This window comes from Devosia sp., from assembly GCF_036563435.1.
GTDB lineage: Bacteria > Pseudomonadota > Alphaproteobacteria > Rhizobiales > Devosiaceae > Devosia.
Genome location: NZ_DATCMJ010000004.1, coordinates 1 through 24,330, shown reverse-complemented (window position 1 = coordinate 24,330; position 24,330 = coordinate 1). Strand labels below are relative to the sequence as shown.

Below are 24,330 nucleotides of genomic sequence, written 5' to 3'. Positions count from 1 at the left end.
CAGCCCCCCACCCTGCTCGATGACGGACTTAGCGAGCTAAGTCCTATCTCGCGTCCCTCCCCGCAAGGGGGAGGGAAGACTGCTGCGAGCGCTGCGCTCACTCCGCCAGCGCGAATTCGAAGAGCAGGGTGCGCTGCCAGTCGTTGAAATTGTTGTCCGAGCCGATGAGGATGCGCAGTTCGCCGTCCGGGGCAATGTGGACCGTCATGGCTTCCATGTTGTCGATGGCGCCGCCCACCGCCGACAGGAGCAACTCGCCTTCCATGACCTTGCCGGGGCGCACTTCGGCAGCGGGCACGCGGCGCAGGTTCATCTCGAAGCTCAGCACGGAAACGCCGCGCTCGAGCACGAGGAGGTCGCCATTGGGCAGGAAGGCGCATTCGGTAGGGTTGACCACCGGACTGTTCTGGTAGGCGATCGGCCCCTTGTCGTTCTGGCCCAGGAGCCAGCCACGATGATTGCCGTTTTCGTCGAAATGCCCCTCGGCGAGCAGCAGCGTCGACCCGGCCACCGGCGAGGCGGGCGGCGCGATGCACACCGACTCCAGCGTTTCATTGGAGCGCGTGTCGGTCAGCCATTGCGGAATAGTGACCTCGCGCGCGGGGCCGCCGGGCACGCCATTGGTGAGAGCGAAATCGGCAACGCGGGTCAGGTGTTCGAAGCCGACCCGCACCGCCACCGGGGCGCCGTCACGCATCACCGTGTCGACACTTTCGGCATCCTTGGCATATTGGCGCGGCAGTACCTCGCCCTTGGAATTGCGCATGGGCTCGATGGCGACGCCGATAAAGCCGAAGAGGCTGCCGCGGTCGTCATAGGCCAGATGGCCGGAAACGAAGTTGCCGCGATCGGTGACAAACAGCGCCTGCTGATTGGGCCCGGTCATGGTGAGGCCGGAGAGGCCGCCAAACGTATCGTCCGGGCTCGTCATGGCGATGCCGCCGCGATAGATCAATTTGCCCACCGGCTCGCCGATGGCCGTCTCCCCGAAGGTGGGGATCTGCGTGGCGGTCACCGTGGCCTCGACCGCAGCCACGGGCAGGGTGGAGCCCAGCAGCGCCGCAGCAAAGACGGTAGTCAGTCTCACCCGCGGCCCCGTCGCCGCGTCTGGGCCGGCATTTCCTCGTCGAACAGCGCCGCCAGTTCGTCGGTCAGCGCGCCGGCCAGTTCTTCGGCATCGAGGAGGGTGACGGCGCGGCGATAGTAGCGCGTCACATCGTGGCCGATGCCGACGGCGACCAGCTGGATCGGCGAACGCGTCTCAATGTCTTCGATCACCTGGCGGAGGTGGGCTTCGAGGTAGTTGCCGGCATTGACGGACTGGGTCGAGTCGTCGACCGGGGCGCCGTCGGAGATCACCATCAGGATGCGGCGCGCTTCGGGACGCGCCATCAGGCGCTTGCGCGCCCATTCGAGCGCCTCGCCGTCGATATTTTCCTTGAGCAGGCCCTCGCGCATCATCAGGCCAAGGTTACGGCGGGCATGACGCCACGGCTCGTCAGCAGCCTTGTAGATGATGTGGCGGATGTCGTTGACCCGGCCCGGCGTGGCGGGGCGGCCCGCTTCCAGCCATGCCTCGCGTGACTTGCCGCCCTTCCAAGCGCGGGTGGTGAAGCCCAGGATCTCGACCTTGACGCCGCAACGCTCCAGCGTGCGGGCAAGAATATCGCCGCAGATCGCGGCGATGGTGATCGGCCGGCCGCGCATGGAGCCGGAATTGTCGATCAGCAGCGTCACCACCGTGTCGCGGAAATCGGTGTCGTTCTCGACCTTGAACGAGAGCGCCTGCATGGGATCGGTGACCACGCGGGTGAGGCGGGCGGTGTCGAGCAGGCCCTCCTCGAGGTCGAACTGCCAGGAGCGGTTTTGCTTGGCCATCAGGCGGCGCTGCAGCTTGTTGGCGAGGCGTGCGACGGCACCGGCGAGGTTTTCCAGCTGCTTGTCGAGCAGCGCGCGCAGCTGGTCGAGCTCGTCGGGCGGGCAGAGTTCGGCGGCCTTGACGATCTCGTCGAACTTGGTGGTGAAGACCTTGTAGTTGAACTGGTTGGAAAGCTGGGTGCCCGCATCCTTGGCCGGTGGCGGCATGGGCGCGTCTTCTCCGGCTTCGGCCGAAGCGTCCTCGTCGGTATCGGCCATGTCGGACTCGATGCCTTCGACGTCACCGGTTTCTTCCGACTCGCCGGCCTGCTCGTCGTCCTGGCTCTGGTCGGCGTCGTTCTCGCCCTCGCCCTGTTCCGGCGCCTGGTCCGAGGATTCCCCCTGGTCGGGCTCCTGGTTGTCGTCGGTCTCCTGGTCGGAGGCGTCGGGGTCTTCCAGTTCGCTTTCGGGCACGAGGTTGAGATCGCGCAGGAGCATCTTGGCGACCTTGCCGAACTCGTCCTGGTTCTCGAACCGGGTCAGGAGCTGTTCGAGCGACTTGCCGCCCTTGCTTTCGATCTCCTCGCGCCAGAGATCGACCAGTGCGTGGCCCGAGGGCGGCACCGGCACGCCCGCGAGTTTTTCGCGCAAGAGCAAGCCGAGCGCCTCAGCGATGGGCGCGTCGCCGCGGTCGTCGACCTCGGCGAAGTTGGCGCGGAACAGCCGGTCTTCCAGCATCTCACCGATATTGCCGACCATGCCCGGCATGCGCACGCAGCCCAGGGCCTCGACGCGCGCCTGCTCCAGCGCGTCAAAGGCGGCGCGGGCGGTGGGATCCATCGGGGCGCGCTTGCGGTGCGCATCGGGGTCGTGGCTGGCAAGGCGCATGGCCATGGCGTCGCCCTGCCCGCGGGCAATGGCGATGTCGCGCCGGGTCGGCAGGCGCGGCAGATTGGCCAGCCGTGCCTTGTCCGAGGTCAGGAGCGGCCGGTCGGCCGTGAAGGTGACTTCAAGATCGGCCTTGCCGCCGATCGTGCGCAGCGTGGCACCGATGGCAGACTTGAAGGCCTGCGTCTGGTCGGGTCGATTGGCTTTGCTGCGCGGTGGTTGTGCCATGATGTCCCAGGGGCTCAGCAGCCCGTCGTGCCACGACCTCGTGGTTCGACAGGCTCACCATGAGGTCTACTTGGAAATCGCAGATCGCACAGTAGACCTCACCCTGAGCCTGTCGAAGGGCGAGGTCGTGGCTTGATTACGCCGTCACGGCCAGGTTGGCCGAGCTCTCCGGCAAATCCTCGCCGAAAACGCGCTGGTAGAACTCGGCGACCACGGGGCGTTCGAGTTCGTCGCACTTGTTGAGGAAGGTCAGGCGGAAGGCAAAGCCGACATCGCCGCCGAAGATCTGGGTGTTTTCGGCCCAGGTGATCACGGCGCGGGGCGACATCACGGTGGAAAGGTCGCCATTGATGAAGGCCTGACGGGTGAGGTCGGCCAGACGCACCATGTTGGACAGAAGCTTGCGGCCCTTTTCGGTCTCGCCAAAGGCTTTGTTCTTGGCCTGGACGATGCCCACTTCCTTGTCATGCGGCAGGTAGTTGAGCGTGGTCACCAGCGACCAGCGGTCCATCTGACCCTGGTTGATCTGCTGCGTGCCATGGTAGAGGCCCGACGTGTCGCCGAGGCCGATCGTGTTGGTGGTGGCAAACAGGCGGAAGGCAGGGTGGGGCGTGATCACGCGGTTCTGGTCAAGCAAGGTCAGGCGACCGGCGACTTCCAGCACGCGCTGGATCACGAACATCACGTCCGGGCGGCCGGCGTCATATTCGTCGAACACCAGCGCGACATTGTTCTGCACTGCCCAGGGAAGGATGCCGTCACGGAATTCGGTGACCTGCTTGCCATCCTTGAGCACGATCGCGTCCTTGCCGACAAGGTCGATACGAGAGACGTGCGAGTCGAGGTTGACGCGGACCAGCGGCCAATTGAGCCGCGCCGCGACCTGCTCGATATGGGTGGACTTGCCCGTACCATGGTAGCCCTGCACCATGACGCGGCGGTTGAACTGGAAGCCTGCGAGAATGGCGAGGGTCGTGTTGCGGTCGAACAAGTAGTCCGGGTCGGCCGGCGGCACGTGAGAATTGGCTTCCTTGTAGCCCATCACCTTCATGTCGGTGTCGATACCGAACAGCTCCCGGGCCGAATATTCGGTGTCGGGCAGATTGGTGTATTCAGTCATGGGCTTGGCTCTTGCAGGAAGGAGTTCTGGCAGGAAGGTCGAGGCTCTATAGCAGCATTGCGACGGTGGTGGTAGCCGGAGGCATAGGCCCTATTTGGCGACCAGACCCACCTTCTTTAGGTGGGCATAGGCGGCAATGATGGCACGGAGGCGATCTTCGGAGCTCTTGTCGCCGCCATTGGCGTCGGGGTGGTGGATCTTGACCAGCGTCTTGTAGGCCGTCTTGATCTCGTCCGATTTGGCATGGCCGAGGATGCCAAGCGTTTCGAGCGCGCGCCGATCCTGCTCGTGGAGCGGCTTCACCCGCTCGGCGGCCGGACGCTGCGCCTGGCGGTGACGATACTTGGCAAAGACCCCGAACGGGTCGCCGTATTTGTCCCCCGGCCGCAGGGATTCCCGTGCGGCGCGGGCGGCAGCGCCACGCATCTGCGGATTGCCCGTGGCGAAGCTCGACCGGGATTCGGCCTTGGGCGGTGTATGAAGCGCCTCGTCGAGCTCGTCCTTGCTCATCCCGGCAAAGAAGTTGAAGGCGGTGTTGTAGTGCCGCACGTGCTCAAGGCAGAAATGGTGATACTGGCCCTCGCTCCGCGCGCCCTTGGGCGCCCGGTATTCACCAGGCAGATCGCATCCTTCCCAGTCGCAGACGTGTTCGACCGGGGCCGCCTTCTCTTCGCGGCGAGGCTTGATACGAATGGAATCAAAGATCTTGGACGACAGTTTCATTCTCGCCTAGTTAAGTGCCACAACCAGATGGAGGCCAGTGCCATGAGCGTCAAAGACACCCTGACCCAGAAGCTCACCGACCGATTTGAGCCCGCCTTCCTCGACGTCATCGATGAATCGAACCAGCATTTCGGCCACGCCGGATGGCGGGAGGGTGGTGAAACCCATTTTCGTGTCAGAATCGCGGCCCGCCATTTTGACGGGCTCGGCCGCGTGGCGCAACACCGCGCCGTTATGGATGCTTTGGAGGCCGAACTGAAGGACCGGGTTCATGCCCTCGCCATCGAAGTTCTGCCTCGTGACGTGACCAGCTGATCGGGGCCACTTTCGGGCTAAATTGTGGTTCCCGCGGAACCAGTTTGCTTCCTGAAGGTTGCGTGAGTAACTGCATGGAGAACTGTAATGAAAGCCCTTAATCTCATCACTTTGCTGCTCATCATCATCGGGGGCGTGAACTGGCTCCTGGTCGGCGCCTTCCAGTTCGACCTGGTTGCAGCCCTCTTTGGTGGCCAGGATGGCGCCATCGCTCGCATCGTCTATGTCCTGGTTGGCCTCTCGGCGATCTACCAGCTCATCCCCTTCGCCAAGGCCATGTCTTCGGGCGAAGTCGCTGCCGAGCGCGGCCGCGTCTAACACGCAGCATCTCGACTACAAGACAGGCGTCGCACCAGCGGAGCCTGTTTTATTTTGCCCGCACCTCGTCCAAAAAGGCCGAGACCGCAGCCGGATCGACATTCTTTTCGATAAAGGCCCGGCCGATGCCGCGCGTCAGGATAAAGGTCAGCGCACCGCGCGAAACCTTCTTGTCCTGCGCAATCGCCGCCATCAATGTCTGGGTTGACCCCAGTGCTCCGGGGATATCGCCCAAGGTGGTGGGCAGGCCGGCATTCTTCAAGTGGGCCGCGATGCGGCCGGTGTCCTGGCTGGGCGCCAGACCCAGCTGGGCCGAGAAGCTGTGGGCGAGGACCATGCCGATGCTGACGCCCTCGCCATGGAGCAGCCGATCGGAATAGAGGGTGTCCTTTTCGAGCGCATGGCCGAAGGTATGCCCGAGATTGAGCAGTGCCCGCACGCCGAGCTCCTTTTCATCCTCGATCACCACACGCGCCTTGTGCCGGCAACAGCGCGCGACCGCCTCGCCCCGGGCCGGTCCGCCGGCAAAGATCTCGGCCTGCTTTTCTTCCAGCCAGAAAAAGAAGTCCTCGTCGTCGATGAGGCCGTACTTGACCACTTCGGCATAGCCGGCGGCGAATTGGCGGGACGGCAGCGTATCGAGCGTGGAGAGGTCGGCCAGCACCAGCTTGGGTTGGTGAAAGGCGCCGATCAGGTTCTTGCCATGCGGCGAGTTGATGCCGGTCTTGCCACCCACCGAGGAATCGACCTGCGCCAGGAGCGAGGTCGGCATCTGGATGAAATCCATGCCGCGCCGGGCAATGGACGCGGCAAAGCCGGCCAGGTCGCCAATGACGCCGCCACCCAGGGCGATGATGAGGTCGCCGCGTTCGAGCCTGGCGGCAAGGATCGCTTCGACTGCCTGGCCGAGGAAGGCCCAGGATTTGGTTGCTTCGCCCGCGGGCAGGACGATCTCGCTGTGGCTAAGACCCGCCGCGTCGAGGGAACGCAGCAGCCGGGGCAGTTGCACCTGCGCGACGGTCTCGTCGGTGATGATGCCGTAGCGGCGGCCGGGAAAGCGCTCGGCGAGGATCGTGCCGGCCTCATCCAGGAGGCGATCGCCGATCAGGATGTCATAGGCGCGCTCGCCCAGGGCGATATGCACCTGGTGATCGATCTGGACGGTCATGCCTGCTCCTGCTGCTCGAGATAGGCAAAGACCGCCTCGACAATGTCGCTCGCCACCACTTCCTGCGGCACATCGCGCGACAGGACGGTGATGTCGGCCTCGGCATAGATTGGGTAGCGTTCTTCGATGAGCTTTTCGAGCGTCTGGCGCGGATTGGCGGTCTTGAGCAGCGGCCGGTTGGAGCGGCGCGACACGCGCTCAAACAGGATGTCGGCCTCGGCCTTGAGCCAGACCGAGATGGCGCCGCCCTTGACCAGGGCACGCGTTTCGCCGTTGACGAAGGCCCCGCCGCCGGTGGCCAGCACCACATCCTTGTCCTTGAGCACGCGGGCGATGACCCGGGTTTCCCCGGCGCGGAATTCGGGTTCTCCGCGCTGCTCGAAAATTTCGGGAATGGTCATCTGCGCGGCTTTTTCGATTTCCTCGTCGCTGTCGCGAAACTGGCGCCCGAGGCGGGTGGCGAGGCGACGGCCGACGGTGGTCTTGCCGGCACCCATCATGCCCACCAGCACGACGGGCCGTCCGGCAAGCAGTTGGGCAAGATGTTCGGCGCGGGCCTGCCGCGATGCCGCGTCCGATCGGTTCAAAAGGCGCTCCCCAGACAATGCCGCTATCAAGCCGCACCGGTCCGCGCTGTCAAGAACTTGCACCGCCAGAGCACGATTTGATGCTATGCCTACAAAAACGAAACCTTTTGCCGTCAAACTCCGCGCAGTTTGACTGACGGACCGCCATGCCAACCCTGATCCGCCTTATCATCGCCCTGCTTTTCCTGGCCGGCCTCGCCTATGCCGGGATGATCGCGCTTGTGTCATTCGTGCAGCCCACGCCCAAGGAAGTGACCATTCGCATCCCCGCGGCCGAACTGCTCAATGGCGGCCAGCGGCCTCTGCCCGGCACGGCCCCTGCCACCCCGGCAGCACCGGCTGAAAGCGCGCCGGCGGAGCCCCCGACCCCGTGAGCCAAGATCTGATCGGCGCTTTCCTCGAAATGATGAGCGCCGAGCGCGGTGCCGCGCGCAATACGATCGACGCCTATCGGCGGGATCTCTCCGATTATGCAGGCTTTATTTCCGGCCGCGCGGCAACGCTGCTCAACGTGGATCGGGACCTCGTCAATGCCTATCTCGACCGCCTGCGGCTCGATGGGCTCTCGGCCGCTTCCGCCGCACGGCGTCTTTCCGCCATCCGCCAGTTCCATCGCTTTCTCTGTGCCGACGGCCTGCGCGGCGATGATCCGACGCGGATCGTCGCCAGTCCCAAGAGCCGCCGCGCCCTGCCTAAGGTGTTGTCGATCGCGGAGGTGGATCGCCTGCTGAGCACGGCCGAGGCGGAAGCCAATGCCGAAGCGACGCCGGACAAGCAGGCCAGTGCCTTGCGTCTCTATGTGCTGCTTGAACTGCTTTATGCCACGGGCCTGCGCGTCAGCGAACTGGTGAGCCTGCGGCGCTCGGCCGTGATGCGCGACACCAGCTTCCTGACCGTCACGGGCAAGGGCAACAAGGAGCGTATCGTGCCGCTCAACGACCGGGCGCGTGACGCGATCAAGACCTATGTGGCGACACTGGAGCCAGGCCCCTTCCTGTTTCCAGCCGGCGGCAGCGATGGCTTCCTCAGCCGGCAGGTCTTTGCCCGCGATCTCAAGGCACTGGCGGCGCGGGCCGGCATCAGCGCGGCGCGCGTTGCCCCGCACGTGCTCCGGCATGCCTTTGCCAGTCACCTGCTTTCGGGCGGCGCCGACCTCCGGGTGGTGCAGATGCTGCTCGGCCACGCCGACATTTCCACAACGCAGATCTATACCCACGTGCTGGACGAAAAGCTGCGGACGCTGGTGGAGACCCATCATCCTCTCGCCGAGGGCTAGGGCTGCCGCATTGTGTCCACGGCCAAGAGCCTTGACTTGCCATTGCGTCATCGCCACTTTCCGGCCACTTTAAGCGGCAACAGCAGCGGCCCACGACATGGGTCCACGAACAGACCCCAAACGGGCAGGTGGAATGCAGTCCTATCTCGATTTTGAAAAGCCGGTTGCCGACCTCGAAGGCAAGATCGCCGAGCTCAAGGCCATGGCCGCAGCCGACCAGGCCGTCAGCATCGACGAAGAGGTCAACCGTCTCTCTGCCCGGGCCGACGAAGCCCTGATCGAGATCTATCGCCGCCTGACCCCCTGGCAGAAGACGCAGGTGGCGCGCCATCCGCAGCGCCCGCATTTTTCTGACTATGTCGGGAAGCTGATCACCGAATGGACGCCGCTGGCCGGTGACCGCAAGTTCCGCGAAGACGCCGCCCTGCAGGCCGGCTTCGGCCGCTTCAACGGCCAGTCGGTTGCGATCCTCGGCCAGGAAAAGGGCAATTCGACCGAGACGCGCCTCAAGCACAATTTCGGCATGGCCAGCCCCGAGGGCTATCGCAAGGCCGTGCGCATCATGGAAATGGCGGACCGCTTCAACATCCCGCTGATTTCCTTTGTCGATACCGCCGGCGCCTATCCCGGCATCGGCGCCGAAGAGCGCGGGCAGGCCGAGGCCATTGCCCGCTCGACCGAGAAGTGCCTGGAACTGGGCGTGCCCAACATTGCCATCGTGATCGGCGAAGGCGGCTCGGGCGGCGCCATTGCCATTGCCGTGGCCAACCGCGTGCTGATGCTGGAAAACTCGATCTATTCGGTGATCTCGCCGGAAGCGGGCGCCTCGATCCTGTTCCGCGATGCCGCCAAGGCGCAAGACATGGCCATTGCGCAAAAGATCACGGCGCAGGACCTGCTCGGCTTCGGCGTCATCGATGGCATCATTCCCGAGCCGGCCGGTGGCGCCCATCGCCACCATGAGGCGGTGATGGATTCGACGCGCGATGCGATTGCCAGCTTCCTCAGTGAATTCGGCAGCCGCGGACGGCTGGAAACCCGCGAACACCGCCGCGAGAAGTTCCTCGCCATCGGGACCAGCCTATAGCGCTTGGGACGGCTTGGACACGCTCGCGTGATCCGGGCCATCTTTCAGCCTAAAATCGGCCGTGATAACGCTTCGTTCACCAGCATTTCTCATGCTTGGGTAACCTAAGGCCCCAAAAGGGTCTGGAGCTGATTCCACCCTGGGCCGCCGACCGTGACCGCCACTTTCCTCCGCAAGTTTTCCTCGGCCCTGATTCTGGTCTGGGTGGCCCTTGGTCTCGTCGCCTGTGGCGGCTTCCTGCCCAAGTCCAGCGACAACCGACACAACCAGCCGCTGCCCAGCGCCACCGTCAGCGCCTTGCGCGCCATGGGCTCGTCGCCGGGCGAGGCCATGGTGATCCGCATCTTCAAGCAGGAAAAGGTGCTCGAGGTGTGGAAGCGCACGAGCTCCGGGCAGTTCAAGCAGTTCAAGACCTACGAGATTTGCGCCTATTCGGGCAATCTCGGGCCCAAGATCAAGGAAGGCGACCGGCAGAGCCCTGAGGGCTTCTATACGATCACGCCGGGCCTGATGAACCCCAGGTCGAGCTACTACCTTGCCTTCAATACCGGCTTCCCCAACAAGTTCGACCGGGCGCATGGCCGGACCGGCAGCGACCTGATGGTGCATGGCGACTGTTCCTCGCGCGGCTGCTACGCCATGACCGACGATGGCATCGCGGAGATCTATTCGCTGGCGCGCGAAACCTTCAAGGGCGGCAATTCCAGCTTCCAGCTGCAGATCTTCCCGTTCAAGATGACACCCGCAAACCTCGCCAAGCAAGCTTCGAGCGAGCATCTCGGCTTCTGGAAGGACATCAAGGAAGGCTACGACCTGTTCGAGCTGACCAAGGCACCCCCGGCCTGGGACGTGTGCGAAAGGCAGTATATCTTCAACGCCACTGGCGGCGGCGCGCTGAACCCGATGGGCCCCTGCCCGGCCGTCACCCAGATCGCGGGAATGACCGAGAAGCTGCAGGCCGAGGAAGCCGCCTTCACCAAGGCGGTGGAAACGGAGGCGCAGCGGGCGCAGCGCGAGGCCGCCGAGGAGGCCGCGCTCAAGGAGCGCAGCGCCGCCATTTCCGGCTTCATGGGCGGCATCGGCAACCTCTTTGGCGGAGGCGGCAAGGACGAGGATGTGGTGCCGGTCATCACCGGCAAGCCGGCGCCCACCCCATTGATGCGGCCGGCCAGGCTTTAGCGCCAGGCATCATATCTGGGCCGCAATCGGCCGTGATAGAAAGCCGAAGCGTCACGGGAGATAGGCTTTGGCAGATACACCACCGGTCCAGAGCGAAACCAAGCCGGTTGCTGCCCCGCAGCGGCGCCGCGTGGCGCCTGGCCATGTCCTCAGCTTTGTGGTGGGCCTTGTCGGCGTGGCCGCCCTGGCGGCGGCCGGTTGGGTCTATACGCAAACGCAGCGGGACGTGGTGCGGCTTTCCACCGACATTGCCCAACTCCGCCTCAGCCTCGAACTCTTCAACCAGCAGCAGGGCGCGGCCGCCCCTGAGAGCGCAGCAGTGACCGACTTGGCCAACCGCCTCGCCATTCTGGAAGAGAACTGGCGCAACGCCCCCGCAGGGACTGCACCCGCCACGCTACCGGAAATTCCCACGGCGCCGACCACCGCCGCGGCCAGCGATGGCGATTGCCTGCCCACCGGCACGCGCTTCCTGGTGGGAGCCGGCGACAGCTATCCGATCTGCGGCGTGGCCGGCACGGTGGAGATCGCCTCGGTCGACAATGGCTTCCTGACGCTTGGGGATGGCACGGTCATCGCCGCCGGCGGCAACATTGGGCTGCCCGGCACGGCCTGCATGATTGCCGTTGTGTCTGCGGGGCAGGACGGCATGACCGGCTTTGGGGAAATACGGGTGACGTGCTGACCGCTAGCGGCGGATAGGCCATCAGCCTCGGAAATCAAAAGGCCCGGATCGCTCCGGGCCTTTGTGTTTAGACGAATGCACCGTGGCAGTGCTTGAACTTCTTGCCCGAGCCGCAGGGGCATGGGGCGTTGCGGGAGACGCCTTCGGTGAGCTTGGGGTCGAGCGGCTTGAGCGATGGATCGCTGCCGGTGGCGCCCAGGGAGTCGGCGATGGTGTCGCCGCCATCAGCATCGTTCTCGCCCGTCAGCGGATCGATGTGAGTTTCCCGGAGGCGCGACAAGTCGGGCTGCGGCGGGGCAACGGGACGCGGCTGCAGTTCGACGTGGCTGAGCTGGGTGGTCACCAGTTCGCGCAGGTTGGCCAGCAGGCCCTGGAACAGCTCATAGGCTTCCTGCTTGTATTCGGTCAGCGGGTCGCGCTGGGCAATGCCACGCCAGCCGACGACCTTGCTAAGGTGATCAAGCGTCACCAGATGCTCGCGCCACAGACCGTCGATGGACTGCAGGAGAATGGACTTCTCGACCTGGCGCATCACCGTAGGATTGGGCTGACCAGCCGCTTCCATGTTGGCGATGGTGCGTTCTTCCTTGGCGGCAGCTGCTGCGTCGGCAGCGGCGATCAGGCGCTCGGTGACGGTCTCGGCGTCGATGCCTTCCTCGGCGGCCCACTCTTTCACCGGCACATCGATGTTGAGATAGGTCTTGGCTGCCGCTTCCAGCTGCTCGACATTCCACTGCTCGGGGTAGGAACGCGGCGGGATGGCCTTGCTGACGATGTTCTCGACGACGTCGTGGCGCATCTCGACCACGGTCTCGCTGACATCCTCGGCATCCATCAACTCGATACGCTGCTCGAAGATCACCTTGCGCTGATCGTTCATCACGTCGTCGTATTTGAGGATGTTCTTGCGGATGTCGAAGTTGCGCGCTTCGACCTTGCCCTGAGCGCGTTCAATGGCCTTGGTAACCCAGGGATGGGTGATCGACTCGCCCTGTTCGAGACCCAGCTTGCCCAGCATGGAATCCATGCTGTCGACCGGGAAGATGCGCATCAGGTCGTCCTGCAGCGACAGGAAGAAGGCCGAATGGCCCGGATCGCCCTGACGGCCGGAACGGCCGCGCAGCTGATTGTCGATGCGGCGGGATTCATGGCGTTCGGTGCCAATCACCATGAGGCCGCCAGCGGCCAGCGCCTTGGCCTTGTCTTCGGCAATGGTGCGCTTGATCTCGGCAATCTTGGCTTCGCGCTCTTCCCCTTCGAGGCCGGCGGCCTCCTTCTGGATGCGCATTTCAAGATTGCCGCCCAGCTGGATATCGGTACCGCGGCCGGCCATGTTGGTGGCAATGGTGATGGCGCCCGGCAGGCCGGCATCGGCGACGATGAAGGCTTCCTGCTCGTGGTGGCGGGCATTGAGCACGTTCATGTTGCCGACATTCTTGGCGCGCAGCAACTCGGCCAGCATCTCGCTCTTTTCGATCGAAGTCGTGCCAACCAGAACCGGCTGGCCACGGCCGTGGCACTCCTTGATCAGTTCGGCAATGGCGTCGAACTTCTCGGCGGCAGTGCGGAAGATGGCGTCCTCGTCATCCTTGCGCTGCACCGGCACGTTGGTGGGAACAGTAACGACGTCGAGCTTGTAGATGTCGGCGAATTCTTCCGCTTCGGTCGCCGCCGTACCGGTCATGCCGGCGAGCTTCTTGTAGAGGCGGAAATAGTTCTGGAAGGTGATCGAGGCCAGCGTCTGGTTTTCTGGCTGGATCTTGGCGCCTTCTTTGGCTTCCAGCGCCTGATGCAGGCCTTCGGAATAGCGGCGGCCCGGCATCATGCGGCCGGAGAACTCGTCGATGATGACCACTTCGTTGTTGCGAACGATGTAGTCTTTGTCCTTGCGGAAGAGCTTGTGGGCGCGCAGGGCGGAGTTGGCGTGGTGCACCAGCGCCACGTTTTCCACGTCATAGAGCGAGCCGGATTTCAGCAGGCCTTCTTCGGCGAGGCGCGCCTCGAGTTTTTCGATGCCGCTATCGGTGAAGGTGACCGCGCGCTGCTTCTCGTCGAGCTCGAAATCCTCGTCGCCGATGATGGGGATGATGGCGTCGAGCTTGAGGTAGAGATCGCTGCGATCATCGGATGGGCCCGAGATGATCAGGGGCGTCCGCGCCTCGTCGATCAGGATCGAGTCCACTTCGTCGACGATGGCGAAGGCGTGGCCGCGCTGCACCATCTGCTGGCGCGTATACTTCATGTTGTCGCGCAGGTAATCGAAGCCGAGCTCGTTGTTGGTACCGTAGGTAATGTCGGCGGCATAGGCAGCCTTGCGCTCGGCATCGCTGAGACCGTGGACGATGACGCCCCAGCTGAGACCCAGGAAATTGTAGATCTGGCCCATCCACTGGGCGTCGCGCTTGACGAGGTAATCGTTGACCGTGACCAGATGCGCGCCTTCGCCGGTCAGCGCATTGAGATACATCGGCAGCGTCGCGACCAGCGTCTTGCCTTCGCCCGTGCGCATCTCGGCAATGCCGCGCTCGTTCATCACCATGCCGCCGATCAGCTGCACGTCGAAGTGGCGCATGCCGAGGACCCGCTTGCCGGCTTCGCGCACGGTGGCAAAGGCGGGAACGATCAGGTCATCGAGGCTGCCGCCATTCTGCAGATGGGCCTTGAACTCGGCCGTGCGGGCGCGCAACTGCTCGTCGCTGAGCTTTTCCAGCTCCGGCTCGAGCGCGTTGATGGCGGCTACCTTGCCCTGGAACCGCTTGACGGACCGATCGGACGGAGACCCGAAGATCCGCCGGGCGAGCGCAGCAAGTGCCATATGTCAGGTCCTTTGATAGCTCATCGGGGGAAGCAGGAGGTGCGGAACGGGCCGTTCGGCCGCTTCGACGCGATGAGAAAGCCTTTCCGGCTTATGAATTGTGGTGTCCCCGCCAGACGGCGGAAAAAGCGGCTGAGATGTAAGAGCGGGGCCCCGTCTTGTCAACGTCGCGGAAATGGGCGACACCACCGCGGCATGCTGAAAAGCCGGGCCAAACCGGGTTTCTCATCCCCTCACAAGCTGGTGCTGCCCCGGGGCACATTTTGGCCCCGTTGCTGTGTGAGGCAGGCCGCAGAACCCGCGCCGGCACCAGGCGCTGAGCCGATCATCAACGGCCGGGGCGCTGATGCGCCGGCCCAGGAGACCGATACCATGATTTCTTCTTCCTTGCGCCTTGCCCGCACCAGCCTTCTGGCGCTGACCCTTGCCGCCGGCGCGCTGGCCCCGGCTCTGGCGCAGGACGCCGCCGCGCCCGCTGCCGAGGCGCCGGCTGCCGAAGCTGCGGCGCCGGTCTCGCCCGATACGGTGGTGGCGACCGTTGGCGGCGAAAACATCACCGAGGCCGATCTCGGCTTTGCGGCCGAAGATCTTACCGCCGAGCTGCAGCAGATGCCGCCCGATCAGCGCAAGGCCTTCCTCCTGCGCGTCCTGATCGACATGAAGGTCATGGCCAAGGCCGGCCAGGACGCCGGCATGGCCGACACCCCGCTGTTCCAGCAGCGCCTGGCCTACCTCGAGGACCGCGCCCTGCGCCGCGCCTATTTCGCCGACGCCATTGCCAAGTCGGTGACTGAAGAGGCGGTGCGCGCCGAATACGACAAGTTCGTCGCCGAGTTCGAGCCCTCCGAGGAGATCCGCGCCAGCCACATCCTGGTCGCCAGCGAAGATGAAGCCAAGGCCGTCAAAGCCGAGCTCGATGGCGGCGCCGATTTCGCGACGATTGCCAAGGAAAAGTCCATCGATCCCGGTGCTGCCAATGGTGGTGACCTCGGCTTTTTCGGCAAGGGCATGATGGTCGCTCCCTTTGAGGAAGCCGCCTATGCGCTGACCGAAGTCGGCCAGGTGTCCGAGCCCGTGCAGTCCCAGTTCGGCTGGCACGTCATCAGGCTCGAAGAAAAGCGTCAGTCGGAAGCACCCGCTTTCGAACAGGTCGCCGGCCAGCTGCAGCAGCAGTTGCTGATGAGCACCTTTGACGAAACAGTCGCTCGCCTGATGGAAGGCGTCGAGATCGAAATCCCGGACGCTGAACTCAAGGCTGCGGTCGACGCCCAGACCGAGACCGAAGCTGCCGCCGGAGAGCCTGCGCAGCCGTAAGCATTACGCAAGCGGCGGCCCGCTCTATGCGGGCCGTCAGCTGCTCCTTAGACCGGCGCAGCCAATGAGAATCCCGTCCACCACGCCCTCGATCGACTTCATGGCCTCGCCTACCCGCCCAAGCAGCAACTGGTGCCAGGCGAAAGACACGATCATGTCGATGATGAGATCGCCGTCAACATCGGCGCCGATCTCGCCCCGGGCCTTGGCGCGATCCACGATCTGCACGGCCACCTTCTTGCGCTCGGCCTGATAGGCATAAAGCGCTTCGGCCGCATCGGCATTGGTCTGCGCCTCGGCGATGACGGCGCGGTAAACCGTGCCGCAAAGCCGGTCCTTCCAGAAGCCCAGGAGCTGGTTCTCGAGAAACGCGACGAGGTCGCCCCGCAAGGTGCCGGTATCGGGGAACTGCGTGGCATTCTTGAAGCGCCGGTAGACGTCGAGCATCAATACAGTGCGGTTTGGCCACCAGCGATAGATAGTCGGCTTGCCAGCCCGCGCGCGTCGAGCCACAGCTTCGATGGAGAAGCCGGCTATCCCCTCCTCGCGCATGATGGCTTCAGCCGCGTCAAGGATTGCCTCCTGACTGGCAGGATTGCGTCGCGCGCCTATCGAGCGGCGTGCCTCATCTATATCGGTGGCGGTCATGCTTCCTATATGGGCCACGGAACAGCAAAAGAAAAGGCTTGAACGAAACGGCTCGTTCCGTTAATAACGAAACGTACCGTTTCATTAGAGGCTTTCCATGTCCTTTGCTTCTCGCGCCCGTATGGCTTTGTTGATGACCTTTGCCGTCTATCCCGTGGTCGTGGTCTATGCCACCGCCGTTGCCGCCCTCACACCAGGCTGGGAATTCTGGCAGCGCAGCCTGATCCTTGTTCCCTTCATGGCCACAACCATCGTCTTCTTCATCGTGCCCTTCATCACCACCCGCTTTGGGAAGTTCATCGCCGGCACGAAGCGCGTAGCGGCATAATAGGCTCATTCGGCACGGCGGGGATAATTTCCCCAGCCGTGGCATCCGCGCCACCGCTCTTCATCCTTTTTTGCCGTATTAGGATGCATGGTGAACGAAACCTTTCCAGAGGTCGCCATGCTTACCGCCAGTCTCGCCCGCCTTGCCGCGCTTGCGGCCCTCAGCTCCGTGTCAGTGGCAGCTCTGGCCTGCGAAACGCTGCGCATGGAAGAAGGCGGCATTGTCACCTCGGTGACGGACGGCGATACCGTTATCCTTGATGATGGTCGCGTCGTGCGCATGATCGGCACGCAAGCGCCCAAGCTGCCGCTCGACCGGCCCGATTTTCCCACCTGGCCGCTGGCGCCCGAAGCCAAGGCGGCGCTTGAGGCGCTGGCCCTGCAGAAGCCGGTGCGGCTGGGCTTTGGCGGCGAAGAGATGGACCGCTACGGCCGGGTGCTGGCGCATGTCTTCGTCGCCACGCCGGAAGGCGAGATCTGGGCGCAACAGTCCATGGTCGCGGCAGGCATGGCGCGGGTCTATTCCTTTCCCGATAACCGCTCCTGCCTAGACTTGCTGTTTGCCGCCGAGGGGCGCGCGCGGCTTGCCGGGCTTGGCATCTGGCGCGATCCCTATTACAGGATCATTGCGGCGACTGCGCCCGGCGACCTCCTCGCCAGGGCCGGCCATTACGAACTTGTCGAAGGCAGAGTCCTTCTCGCCGAGCAGCGCGGCGGGCGGGTCTATCTCAATTTTGGCCGCTTCTGGAAAGAAGACTTCACGGCCGTGATCGAGGCGCCTGCCTTGCGGCTGTTCAAGGCTGCGGGTATCGACCCGCTGACGCTGGAGAATGCCTTGCTGCGCATTCGCGGATGGGTGGACGACCGGGACGGGCCACGCATCGAAGTCACTCATCCCGAGCAGATCGAGGTTCTGGCACTGCAATGATGCGCAAGGGACAATTCGGCAAGGGTCTGCGCCATGGCGTGCTGGCAGTTTCGCTGCTGGCCCTGAGCGCCTGCACCAGCCTGACCGGCTCCAACATCGCCGTGAGTCAGACCGGCGACGTGCCCGCTCCCACCGTCGTGCCCGAAGGTACCGAGCCCGACGACGTGGTGATCGGCCGGCGCGAGCATCCGCGGATCATTGCCGCCTATGGCGGGGTTTATTCCGACCGTCCGGCCGAAATCATGGTCGCCCGCATCGTGGGCCGCCTGCTGGCCGCGGCGAACCAGCCCAATGCGCAGTTCCAGGTCACGATCCTTGACAGTTCCGAGGTCAACGCCTTCGCCCTGCCCGGCGGCTATATCTACGTGACCCGCGGCATCCTGGCGCTGGCCTCCGACACCAGCGAACTGGCCGCCGTGCTGGCGCACGAGATTGCCCACGTGACGCTCCGCCATGCCCGGGCCCGCACCGACCGGACGCGGACGACGCAGATCGTCGATCGCGTCATCACCGGCGTCTTTGGCGGCGATACCTCGACCGATGCCTCGGCCAACCGCACCCGCGAATCCATGGCCGCCTTCAGCCAGAACCAGGAATTGGAAGCCGACCGCGAAGGCATCAAGTTCGCCGGCAAGGCAGGCTACGACCCGCAGGCCGCCGCCCGGTTCCTTGGGGTGATGAGCCGCTTTGCCAGCTTCTCGGCGGGCGAAAGCAATGGCGACGGGTTCCTGTCGTCCCATCCCTCCACCCCGGCGCGTATCCAGAAGGCGCTCGACACGGCAAAGACCATGTTCGGCCAGCAGCCGTCCGGCGAGACCGACACGGACGGCTACCTCGCCTCGATCGCCGGCCTGACCTTCGGCGACAGCCCGGCGCAGGGGTCGATCGTGGGCCGCCGCTTCATCCACAGCGCCTCCAAGTTCACTTTCACCGTGCCCGATGGCTATACGCTGCAAAATTCGCAGAGCGCGGTGGTGGGCGTGGCCGGCGACGGCGAGGCCGTGCGCTTCGACAGCGCCGATGTGCAGAGCAATGTGCCGCTGGCCGACTATCTCAAGTCGGGCTGGATTGCCGGGCTGAAGGCCGACAGCGTCACGACGCAAAGCATCAACGGCATCGAGACGGCATCGGGTCTCGCCCAGACCGACCAGTGGTTCTTCCGCGTTTCGGTGATGCGCCTCGACGGGCAGGTCTATCGCTTCATCTTTGCCGCCAAGAGCGACAGCGCCCGCTTCGCCCAGGGTGCCGACCAGACGCTCAGGAGCTTCCGCCGCGCCGAGGCCAGCGACCTCGGCCTGATCCGCAAGGTGGCCGTCCGCATCGTCACGGCCAAGGCCGGCGACAGCGCCGATTCGCTGGCGCGCCAGATGTCGGGCCTCAACCGCGGCACCGAGCTCTTCTATATCATCAACGACCTTTATCCCGGCGACGCCATCGTGCCGGGGCAGAAATACAAGGTCGTGACGCTGCAGTAGTTCTAGGGGATCAGCGCCGTCTGCCGGGCGATCACTTCGGCACTGCCGTTGTCGAACAGCTGCTGCACCGAACCGCCGACCAGGGCGAAACCCGCAAGCAGCGCAATGGCGATGAAGGCGGCCAGCATGCCGTATTCGATTGCCGTGGCGCCCGCATCGTCGGCAGCAAATGACTTCAACAGGACCAGCATGGCTTCCCCGGGGCCTAGAGCAGATCGCAGAGGGCGGCGATCAGCGGTTCATCGGCCGGCGGCATCGGGTAGTCGCGCAACTGCTGCGGGCGGACCCATTTGAGAGCCACATGTTCCCGCGGCTGGGGCGTGCCCTGCCACTTCCGGCAGGCATAAAGTGGCATCAACAGGTGAAAACTCTCGTAAGCATGGCTGGCAAATGAGACCGGCGCCAGACACGCCTCCTTGGTGCTGATGCCCAGCTCTTCCTCGAGTTCGCGGATCAGCGCCGCCTCGGGGCTTTCGCCCGGCTCGACCTTGCCGCCGGGAAATTCCCAGAGACCGGCCATGGACTTGCCTTCGGGCCGCTGGGCGATCAGCACGCGCCGGTCGGCATCGACCAGGGCCACGGCGACCACGAGAAGGAGCTTGAGATCGCTCATCGGGCACCGGGAATGCGGTAGCTGTAGTCGTATTGATGCTCGTAGCCGAGCGAAGCGTAGAGCGCCTGGGCGGCGGCATTGCCTGCCTGGACATTGAGGGCTGCAACGGTTGCACCCTCCGACCGGGCCCAGTTGAGCCCGCTGCGCATCATGGCGGCGGCCAAGCCCTGGCGGCGCCGCGTGGCGTCGGTCACCACATTGCCGGTGACGACGATCCCTTGGGCGACCGCCATCAGGCCCGAGGCCACCGCGGTGCCGTCGCGATAGACCACGACACCCGTAGCCGGCACCGTGCAGGCGGCGAGGAGGTTGCGCAGCTTGGTGACGGTTGTCTCGTCATAGCCCTGCAGCTGCTGCTGGGCGGCGAGAAAGGCCGGATCGAGCACGGGGAACAGCTTTGTCTCGGGGTCCCGCTCCTGCGCTTCCAGTTCCATGGCGAAGAGGTGGCTGTGGTCGATCTCCTGCCAGCCGGCCTCGTCCAGCGTCTCGACAAGTTCGGGCGCCGCCAGCGGGGTGATGCGGAAGACGGGCTTGATGCCGCGCATCACCATCCAGGTACTGGCGGAAATAACGCGCAGGTCGGCATCCTCACCGTCTTCGGGATCGAGGCACTGCACCGAATTGGACCGCTTGGTATAGCCGCCGGCGGCGCGCCGCACCCAGCTGCCGTCCCATTTGATGTCAATGCCGGGCCAGGCCTCAAGGCCCGCCCGCTCGAAGGCGTCAACCGTGGGCAGCGCCATCTCAGCTCCGGTAGTCGCCGTTGATGGTGATATAGCCATGCGTCAGGTCGCAGGTATAGACGGTGGCGCGGCCCTCCCCGAGTCCCAGGCTCACGGTCAGTTCCAGGTCCTCGCCCTTCATATAGGCCGAGGTCGCCGCCTCGTCGTAGCCGGGCGCGCGTTCGCCATCCTTGGCGACAAGGAGGTCGCCGAAGCGGATGGCGAGCTTGTCGCGGTCAGCGGGCTCGCCGGCCTTGCCCACGGCCATGACCACGCGGCCCCAATTGGCGTCCTCGCCGGCGATGGCGGTCTTGACCAGCGGCGAGTCGGCGATCGACTTGGCGATACGGAAGGCCGAGGCGTCGGAGGTGGCGCCTTCCACATGCACCGACACCTGCTTGGTGGCGCCTTCGCCGTCGCGCACCACCTGGATAGCAAGGTCGAAGAGGACATCGCGCAAAGCTTCGCCGAACACTTCGGCGCGCGGGTCGTCCAGCGCGGTGATCGGTTCGACCTGCGCCTTGCCGGTGGCAAAGACCAAGAGCGTATCGGAGGTCGAGGTATCGCTGTCGACAGTGATGGCGTTGAAGCTCGTCTGCACGTGCCGGCTGAGCAGCGCCTGCAGCACCGGCGCGGCGATAGGCATGTCGGTGACCACAAAGCTCAGCATCGTGGCCATGTCCGGGGCGATCATGCCCGAACCCTTGGCGATGCCGTTGATCCGGACCTCGACGCCATCGAGCTCCACCACCGCGCCATTGAGCTTGGGGAAGGTATCGGTGGTCATGATGGCCTTGGCCGGCTCAATCCACGGCGTGTCGCCCAGACGCGTAGCGGCCTCGTCGAGCACGCCGGCGAACTTGTCGGCGGCCAGCGGCTCGCCGATCACGCCGGTGGATGCCAGGAAGATTTCGCTCGTGGCGCAGCCCAGCGCCCTGGCGGCATAGTCGGCGGTGAGCTCGACGCTTTCCCGCCCCTTGGCACCGGTGAAGGCATTGGCATTGCCCGAATTGACCACGAGGCCGCGCGCCGTGCCGCCGGGAAGGTTGGCCTTGCACCAGTCCACCGCGGCCGAGGAGCATTTCGAGCGCGTGACGACGCCGGCAACGGTTGTGCCTTCGTCAAAGGCCATAAGGAGCACGTCGGTCCGGTTTTTGTACTTGATGCCCGCTTCCGCCGTGGCGAAGCGCACACCCGCGATCGGGGGCAGCTCCGGATAGGATTTGGGGGCGAGCGGGGAAACCGGATGGGCAGCCATTGCAGGGTCCTCAAAGCAAGTGCGATGGGTTTGCCCCAAACGGCGGGCATTCGCAAGACATGGCAAGGCGCCGCGCTTGTGGCGGTTGGGACCGGCTCTGGTGCCGCCCGGATGGAGCGGCGATGGCGAGACCGCAGCCTCGAAGGGTAGTTGGAATGGTGAGGAACGGTCTCGCCATCAGGCCGGGATTTTTCGCACATGCATCGAGCGGCAAGAAACCACGGCGGAGGTGGATCGTGCCACAAGAGCCGAGCTCTCCTGGCCGTATCCGCAACCTCTCCCCTGGAGAGATCTCTCCCCCGCCGCAGCAGCAAGCCGGTGGTCAGCATCCATGCGGGAAGGTGGCGACCCACCCTCCCCGGCAGTCCCTGCAGCAATCACTCGTCATGACCGTGCTCTGCTGCAGGCGATGGGGGGATTGTACGCGCGGTTGAAGGGGTGGGGATAAGTTTTTGGCCACGGCGTCGTTCCCGCGCAGGCGGGAATCTCCCTTTGTCCGGCAGGGGGATTCCCGCCTGCTCGGGAATGACGTGGTGGGGGCCTTGGTCTGGTGGCGGTGGCACCTCTTCACGGGGAAGGCCCGGAGGGGTGCGGGTCGGCAGGACGCGAGGCGCTCAAACAGGGTTTCGCCCCCGCCCCGCATTTGCTATCCACAATTCGTGGTCTCGTAGCTCAGCAGGATAGAGCACCGGATTCCTAATCCGGGGGTCATGGGTTCGAATCCCGTCGAGATCACCACTGGCTCCGCCGCCTCTGTGCAGCCTTGCGCCTTTCCAACTGTTCATCTGCCGCACAAGCTCTAGCAAGGTTGGCTCACCTAGAACGCGTCCATTCCCTCAGCCGACGGAGATGGCAATGGCAGAGACGCTTCACCACGACGAACACAACGACCATGACCTTGGATTGGCCCATGACCTGCCCCGACTGCTGGGCCGGCGGCGGCTACTGGCCCTGCTGGGTGGCGCGGGTCTCCTGTCGCTGTCCGGACTGCCTGCCGCGGCGCTCGACTGCGTGGCCTTGCCCTGGGAGACCGCCGGCCCCTATCCCGCTGATGGCAGCAATACCAGTGGTGGGCAGCTGGTGAATGCGCTGACCCAAGAGGGCATCATCCGCACCGACCTGCGGCCGTCTTTCGGGCGGCTGACCGGCACTGCCGAAGGGCTGCAGCTCGAGCTCGACCTGACACTCGTCGACGCAAACGGATGCACGCCGCTACCGGGCCATGTCATCTACCTCTGGCACTGCGATACGTCGGGCCGCTACTCCATCTATGACCTTCCTTCGGCCAACTACCTGCGCGGCGTCGGCGAGGCTGATGCGGAAGGCCACGTGCGCTTCACCACCATTTTCCCGGGCTGCTATGACGGCAGGTGGCCGCATATGCATTTTGAGATATTCTCCTCCATTGACGCAGCCGTTGCTGGCGACGCTGCGGTACTCACCGCGCAGATAGCGCTGCCCGAGCAGGCAGCTGCTGCCGTCTATGCGGCCGATGCACGATATGGTGGCGGCACCGCCAACCTGAGCCGCATCACCTTGGCAACCGACAACGTGTTCCGCGACAATTCGGAAACGCAGATCGCGCAGCAGACCCTTGCGCTCTCGGGCAGCCCGACAAATGGCTTCACCGGCACGCTGACAATCCCCATCGACTTCACAGCTGAACGTAGCCCCGCATTGGCCATGCCACCGCCCGGCGAACCGGACCGCCGTCGTCCCGGTCGGCCGCCAGGCGAGTGACGTAGGCAGCAATCACATCGGCAGCGCCCAGCTAGCGGTGAATTGGCGCGCGTTTACCCCCTGTCAGTCCTCCCGTCCTACAACGGCACCATCATTCCGCCTTGCTCGCCCCCTAATCGGCGCCAAACCCCTTGTCTGACCCAGGATAAACCATGCTCCACCTTGCCCATCTGAAGCCGGCTCTTGTGCCGCTCGCGGCGCTGCTTGCCGCAACGACCATTGCCGCCTGCAGCATGGGTGGGCTGGCTGGCGGCGGCGCCAGTTCGGCCGGGGCACTGTCGGCGGGGCTTTCGGCGCGCATGGACCAGCCAGGCGCCCAGCTCAACCGGGCGGAAGCCATCGGCATCATCAATGCCTATCGCGCCACCAATGGCTTGCCGGCCCTGACCTCGGACGCCGCGCTGGACGGAACGGCGCAGGCGCTGGCCAACCAGTATGCCCAGACCGGAACGCCGCCCAAGACCCCGCAGGGCCTGACAGTGATGAAGCTCAGCGCCGGCTACGCCACCTTTGCCGAGACATTCTCGGGCTGGCGCAACAACCCCGCCGATGCGGCGGGCCTGCGCGCCAATGCCAGCAAGGCCGGCGTGGCCGTGATGTTCAACCCCACCTCGAGCTACGGCATCCACTGGGTTCTGGTTCTTGACGACTGAGCCCGACCTGGTCGATGCACGCGGGCTCAAATGCCCGCTGCCGGTGCTGAAGATGGAAAAGCGCCTGGCGGCCCTGCCGCGCGGTGCGGTTCTGGTCGTGCTTGCCACCGACCCCATGGCCAAGGTGGATATCCCGCTCTATTGCCGCCAGAACGGGCACGAGCAGGCGCTCGAAAGCGCCGACGGCACCATGCGCTTCACCATCACCAAGGGCGCGTGACCGCCAGACTCGCGTGAGCCGTTTTCTGTCAGCTATGTCGGGAAATGGTGCCCCCCGCCGGAGCCAAGGCAACTGCCTGCCTAAGAAATTCAATAAGTTAGCTCAGACGCAGCACAGATCAATAGCGTTAGCTGGTCTACGGTTTGGTCTACGGTGATAAGGTAGCGATGTCGGCGTCGGGTTCGT

26 protein-coding genes and 1 tRNA gene are annotated in these 24,330 nt (G+C 64.6%); 15 read left to right on the top strand and 12 right to left on the bottom strand.

Annotation, left to right across the window (positions count from 1 at the left end):
* Positions 1-97: 97 nt before the first annotated feature.
* From VIL88_RS03115 to VIL88_RS03100, 4 genes are all read right to left on the bottom strand, one after another.
* Positions 98-1,087 carry an esterase-like activity of phytase family protein gene (locus VIL88_RS03115; protein ID WP_331985861.1) on the bottom strand — a complete coding sequence of 330 codons (990 nt, stop codon included), beginning with the start codon at positions 1,085-1,087 and terminating at the stop codon, positions 98-100.
* Positions 1,084-2,973, bottom strand: coding sequence for a cobaltochelatase subunit CobT (gene cobT / locus VIL88_RS03110; RefSeq protein WP_331985859.1), 1,890 nt, complete (start codon positions 2,971-2,973; stop codon positions 1,084-1,086). Before cobT ends, VIL88_RS03115 begins: the two co-directional genes overlap by 4 nt.
* 136 nt (positions 2,974-3,109) lie before the next feature.
* Positions 3,110-4,093 (bottom strand): cobaltochelatase subunit CobS, encoded by a 984-nt coding sequence (cobS, locus tag VIL88_RS03105; protein WP_331985857.1) that lies wholly within the window; start codon positions 4,091-4,093, stop codon positions 3,110-3,112.
* A gap of 90 nt (positions 4,094-4,183) precedes the next feature.
* Positions 4,184-4,816, bottom strand: a complete 633-nt coding sequence (locus VIL88_RS03100) for a J domain-containing protein (protein ID WP_331985855.1) — start codon at positions 4,814-4,816, stop codon at positions 4,184-4,186.
* A 42-nt stretch (positions 4,817-4,858) separates the two neighbouring features.
* On the opposite strand from VIL88_RS03100, the gene VIL88_RS03095 reads away from it, so the two are divergent.
* Together VIL88_RS03095 and VIL88_RS03090 are read left to right on the top strand one after the other, a co-directional pair.
* A complete protein-coding gene (locus tag VIL88_RS03095; RefSeq protein WP_331985853.1) occupies positions 4,859-5,131 on the top strand; it encodes a BolA family protein in 273 nt (90 codons plus the stop codon).
* 87 nt (positions 5,132-5,218) lie between these two features.
* On the top strand, positions 5,219-5,449 hold the full coding sequence (locus VIL88_RS03090) for a DUF378 domain-containing protein (RefSeq protein WP_331985851.1): 231 nt from the start codon (positions 5,219-5,221) through the stop codon (positions 5,447-5,449).
* 49 nt (positions 5,450-5,498) lie between these two features.
* On the opposite strand, the gene aroB is transcribed toward VIL88_RS03090, so the two are convergent.
* Both aroB and VIL88_RS03080 read right to left on the bottom strand, forming a co-directional pair.
* Positions 5,499-6,617 (bottom strand): 3-dehydroquinate synthase, encoded by a 1,119-nt coding sequence (aroB, locus tag VIL88_RS03085; protein WP_331985849.1) that lies wholly within the window; start codon positions 6,615-6,617, stop codon positions 5,499-5,501.
* Positions 6,614-7,204, bottom strand: coding sequence for a shikimate kinase (locus VIL88_RS03080; RefSeq protein WP_331985847.1), 591 nt, complete (start codon positions 7,202-7,204; stop codon positions 6,614-6,616). The genes aroB and VIL88_RS03080 overlap by 4 nt, the downstream gene beginning before the upstream one ends.
* Positions 7,205-7,350: 146 nt before the next feature.
* Here VIL88_RS03080 and VIL88_RS03075 point away from each other — a divergent pair, with 146 nt between their 5' ends.
* The 5 genes from VIL88_RS03075 (at position 7,351) to VIL88_RS03055 (ending at position 11,431) form a co-directional block, all read left to right on the top strand.
* Positions 7,351-7,578 carry a hypothetical protein gene (locus VIL88_RS03075; protein WP_331985845.1) on the top strand — a complete coding sequence of 76 codons (228 nt, stop codon included), beginning with the start codon at positions 7,351-7,353 and terminating at the stop codon, positions 7,576-7,578.
* Complete coding sequence (locus VIL88_RS03070; RefSeq protein WP_331985843.1) at positions 7,575-8,480, top strand: site-specific tyrosine recombinase XerD; 906 nt, start codon at positions 7,575-7,577, stop codon at positions 8,478-8,480. Before VIL88_RS03075 ends, VIL88_RS03070 begins: the two co-directional genes overlap by 4 nt.
* A 133-nt stretch (positions 8,481-8,613) precedes the next feature.
* Positions 8,614-9,567, top strand: coding sequence for an acetyl-CoA carboxylase carboxyltransferase subunit alpha (locus VIL88_RS03065; protein ID WP_331985841.1), 954 nt, complete (start codon positions 8,614-8,616; stop codon positions 9,565-9,567).
* A 153-nt stretch (positions 9,568-9,720) separates the two neighbouring features.
* Entirely contained in the window at positions 9,721-10,746 is a 1,026-nt protein-coding gene (locus VIL88_RS03060; protein ID WP_331985839.1) for a murein L,D-transpeptidase family protein, read from the top strand.
* A 67-nt stretch (positions 10,747-10,813) separates the two neighbouring features.
* Positions 10,814-11,431 (top strand): hypothetical protein, encoded by a 618-nt coding sequence (locus VIL88_RS03055; protein WP_331985837.1) that lies wholly within the window; start codon positions 10,814-10,816, stop codon positions 11,429-11,431.
* A gap of 67 nt (positions 11,432-11,498) precedes the next feature.
* Here the strand turns inward: VIL88_RS03055 and secA are convergent, their stop codons facing one another.
* On the bottom strand, positions 11,499-14,246 hold the full coding sequence (gene secA, locus VIL88_RS03050; protein WP_331985835.1) for a preprotein translocase subunit SecA: 2,748 nt from the start codon (positions 14,244-14,246) through the stop codon (positions 11,499-11,501).
* Positions 14,247-14,618: 372 nt separating this feature from the next.
* Between secA and VIL88_RS03045 the strand changes: the two genes are divergently transcribed.
* Complete coding sequence (locus tag VIL88_RS03045) at positions 14,619-15,560, top strand: peptidylprolyl isomerase (protein ID WP_331985833.1); 942 nt, start codon at positions 14,619-14,621, stop codon at positions 15,558-15,560.
* Between the two features lie 36 nt (positions 15,561-15,596).
* Here the strand turns inward: VIL88_RS03045 and VIL88_RS03040 are convergent, their stop codons facing one another.
* Positions 15,597-16,208 (bottom strand): TetR/AcrR family transcriptional regulator, encoded by a 612-nt coding sequence (locus tag VIL88_RS03040; RefSeq protein ID WP_331985831.1) that lies wholly within the window; start codon positions 16,206-16,208, stop codon positions 15,597-15,599.
* A gap of 97 nt (positions 16,209-16,305) precedes the next feature.
* Here VIL88_RS03040 and VIL88_RS03035 point away from each other — a divergent pair, with 97 nt between their 5' ends.
* From VIL88_RS03035 to VIL88_RS03025, 3 genes are all read left to right on the top strand, one after another.
* Positions 16,306-16,536, top strand: coding sequence for a hypothetical protein (locus VIL88_RS03035; protein ID WP_331985829.1), 231 nt, complete (start codon positions 16,306-16,308; stop codon positions 16,534-16,536).
* Between the two features lie 90 nt (positions 16,537-16,626).
* Positions 16,627-17,463: a thermonuclease family protein gene (locus VIL88_RS03030; protein WP_331985827.1), complete on the top strand. Its 837-nt coding sequence runs from the start codon at positions 16,627-16,629 to the stop codon at positions 17,461-17,463.
* Positions 17,463-18,938: a M48 family metalloprotease gene (locus VIL88_RS03025; RefSeq protein WP_331985825.1), complete on the top strand. Its 1,476-nt coding sequence runs from the start codon at positions 17,463-17,465 to the stop codon at positions 18,936-18,938. Before VIL88_RS03030 ends, VIL88_RS03025 begins: the two co-directional genes overlap by 1 nt.
* Positions 18,939-18,940: 2 nt before the next feature.
* On the opposite strand, the gene VIL88_RS03020 is transcribed toward VIL88_RS03025, so the two are convergent.
* From VIL88_RS03020 to argJ, 4 genes are read right to left on the bottom strand one after another with little or no spacing between them, the layout of a single operon-like run.
* A complete protein-coding gene (locus tag VIL88_RS03020) occupies positions 18,941-19,129 on the bottom strand; it encodes a Flp family type IVb pilin (protein ID WP_331985823.1) in 189 nt (62 codons plus the stop codon).
* Between the two features lie 14 nt (positions 19,130-19,143).
* Positions 19,144-19,551, bottom strand: coding sequence for a (deoxy)nucleoside triphosphate pyrophosphohydrolase (locus VIL88_RS03015; RefSeq protein WP_331985821.1), 408 nt, complete (start codon positions 19,549-19,551; stop codon positions 19,144-19,146).
* Positions 19,548-20,294 carry a GNAT family N-acetyltransferase gene (locus VIL88_RS03010; RefSeq protein WP_331985819.1) on the bottom strand — a complete coding sequence of 249 codons (747 nt, stop codon included), beginning with the start codon at positions 20,292-20,294 and terminating at the stop codon, positions 19,548-19,550. Before VIL88_RS03010 ends, VIL88_RS03015 begins: the two co-directional genes overlap by 4 nt.
* Position 20,295: 1 nt before the next feature.
* Entirely contained in the window at positions 20,296-21,531 is a 1,236-nt protein-coding gene (argJ, locus tag VIL88_RS03005; protein ID WP_331985817.1) for a bifunctional glutamate N-acetyltransferase/amino-acid acetyltransferase ArgJ, read from the bottom strand.
* A 661-nt stretch (positions 21,532-22,192) separates the two neighbouring features.
* On the opposite strand from argJ, the gene VIL88_RS03000 reads away from it, so the two are divergent.
* The 4 genes from VIL88_RS03000 (at position 22,193) to VIL88_RS02985 (ending at position 24,144) form a co-directional block, all read left to right on the top strand.
* A tRNA-Arg gene (locus VIL88_RS03000) sits at positions 22,193-22,269 on the top strand.
* Between the two features lie 117 nt (positions 22,270-22,386).
* A complete protein-coding gene (locus tag VIL88_RS02995; protein ID WP_331985815.1) occupies positions 22,387-23,271 on the top strand; it encodes a hypothetical protein in 885 nt (294 codons plus the stop codon).
* A gap of 152 nt (positions 23,272-23,423) precedes the next feature.
* On the top strand, positions 23,424-23,924 hold the full coding sequence (locus VIL88_RS02990) for a CAP domain-containing protein (RefSeq protein ID WP_331985813.1): 501 nt from the start codon (positions 23,424-23,426) through the stop codon (positions 23,922-23,924).
* Complete coding sequence (locus VIL88_RS02985; protein ID WP_331985811.1) at positions 23,914-24,144, top strand: sulfurtransferase TusA family protein; 231 nt, start codon at positions 23,914-23,916, stop codon at positions 24,142-24,144. Before VIL88_RS02990 ends, VIL88_RS02985 begins: the two co-directional genes overlap by 11 nt.
* The last annotated feature ends 186 nt before the right edge of the window (positions 24,145-24,330 follow it).